At 41.7% G+C, this 1,899-nt stretch carries 2 protein-coding genes; both read right to left on the reverse strand.

Translation table 11 applies throughout. The features are described 5' to 3' along the window. Nucleotides 1–275 precede the first annotated feature (275 nt). The gene (locus AB6A63_RS02015; RefSeq protein ID WP_370431022.1) at nucleotides 276–476 is read right to left on the reverse strand and encodes a hypothetical protein; all 201 of its coding nucleotides are present in this window, start codon (nucleotides 474–476) and stop codon (nucleotides 276–278) included. A gap of 670 nt (nucleotides 477–1,146) precedes the next feature. Next, nucleotides 1,147–1,320, reverse strand: a complete 174-nt coding sequence (locus AB6A63_RS02020; RefSeq protein ID WP_370431023.1) for a hypothetical protein — start codon at nucleotides 1,318–1,320, stop codon at nucleotides 1,147–1,149. Nucleotides 1,321–1,899: the final 579 nt, after the last annotated feature.

Genomic DNA, 1,899 nt, shown 5'->3' on the forward strand with positions numbered 1-1,899 from the left:
TCTCGCATGCCTGAGTGAGAGCTAAATGGGCTACCATTCTACCTCCATTGTGGTTTCCATAAATTCCTTTATGTATTTCCCTGATTACATAATCTGCCTCTTCTGGGCCCAAGGATAATAGCAACGGCTTTGAGAATGATCTTTGGTAAAGTTTATAATCTAAAATCATGTATCAAGCTGCTTTAATTCAGAGGCTTCTCACCTTTTTCTATTCAGTAGGGAGGGTACCGTTCTGCAAAAATAGCCTTACTGGCTCCCTCCAACCTTCGGTTGCTTCAATAGAGGCCAAGGTATCCTTCGTCTATGCTCGGGTACTGGTAAATCCCTATTTCATGAGTATTCTCATCCCCTTTATTATTAGCATCAAGGGTGGCTAACTCATCAGCCTCTGCATTCTCTTCTCTCAAGATTTTCTCTATTGAAAGTTCTTTCAGCACCTTCATATAAGTCATCACCAAGTCATAGTATTTTTGCATTCAGTCATCTTTTACTGCATACACTCCTTTGACCTGGCTTACTATTAGCTCGGAATCCGAGCATGCCCTTAGCATAGCTGATCCGTATTTCAGTGCTGTACAAAGTCATGAGATCAAAGCTTCATACTCCATTTCATTGTTTGATGCATTAAATTTCAGGGTAGTTGCTTTCCTGATTTTGATCTCGTTTTGATTTACCAAGACGGACCCGGAATTGGTGGAGGCACCATTTGTGTATAAAATCCAGTACCCTTGATCAAGTGTTTTTCGCATTTCTTCTCTTACTTGAGTGGTAAATTCGGCTATAAAATCGGCCAAAGCCTATGCTTTAATCAACGTCCTTGGGACGTATGATATGTCGGATTCCCCGAGCTCTATGGCCCATTGTGTAAGCCTTCTTGATAGGTCAGGATGATGGAGTACCGTTTCTCAAGAGGTATGAAGTAGGAATGACTATAGGGTGCTCATGCAAGTAGGGCCTGAGTTTCCTAGCTGAAACCACCAAGGCCAAGGCTAATTTTTTCCTTGTCTGAATACTGCATCTCCGTATCCAAAAGGACCTTACTTGTATAAAACACTGACTTCTGAACCCGTCCTTCTTTTCTAACCAGTTCTGAACTCACAGCATTTGGCGATATAGCTAGGTAAAGGAAAAATGTCTCCCCCACCTTTAGTTAGTCAAAACTTCGGGGGAAGCTAAATATTTCTTTAATGCTTGGAAAGCTTGTTCACATTCCTCATCCCACTCAACCTTGTTCCTTCCTTTTAAGGCTTTGAAGAACGGTACGCATTGGTCAGTTGACTTCAAAATAAACCTGTTTAATGTTGCTGTTTGCCCATTCAAACTCTAAATTTCCTTCTTGGTGACAGGAGCTTTCATCTCTAGTATGGCTCTTATTTGGCCTGGATCCTCCTCAATTCCTCTTTGGGATACTATGAATCCCAAAAAATTTCCCTCTGCAAACTCCAAACGTGCACTAGGTCGAGTTGAGCTCCATCCCGTACTTATTCAGGATTTGGAAGGTCTCTTCAAGGTGTACTATATGGTTTTTCCTCTCAACTCTCTTTACCAGCATGTCGTCAATATAAACCTCTATGGTCTTTCCTATCTATTTACTGAACATGGCATTCATATAAGCCTTTGATAGGTAGCCCCTGCATTTTTCAGCCCAAAGGTCATCATTCTGTAACAATATATTCCCCTTTCAGAGATGAAGGCTATCTTTTCTTGGTCGGGACCAAACATTTTATATGGTTATATGCTGAATAGGCATCCATGAAACTCATCAGTTGGGGTCCTGTAGTGGCGTTCACCAATTGATCAATCCGGGGGATAGGAAAGATGTCCTTAGGACATGCTTTGTTGAGGTCCGTATAATCGGCACACGCCCTCCACTTTCCATTCTTCTTTTTGACCAAGATT

It is taken from the genome of 'Camptotheca acuminata' phytoplasma (genome assembly GCF_041276565.1).
In the GTDB taxonomy this organism is placed as follows: domain Bacteria; phylum Bacillota_I; class Bacilli_A; order Acholeplasmatales; family Acholeplasmataceae; genus Phytoplasma.

What these genes read in the sequence shown, in the direction of transcription:
- AB6A63_RS02015 (WP_370431022.1), bottom strand. Translation starts at nt 476, where the DNA reads ATGCAAAAATACTATGACTTGGTGATGACTTATATGAAGGTGCTGAAA.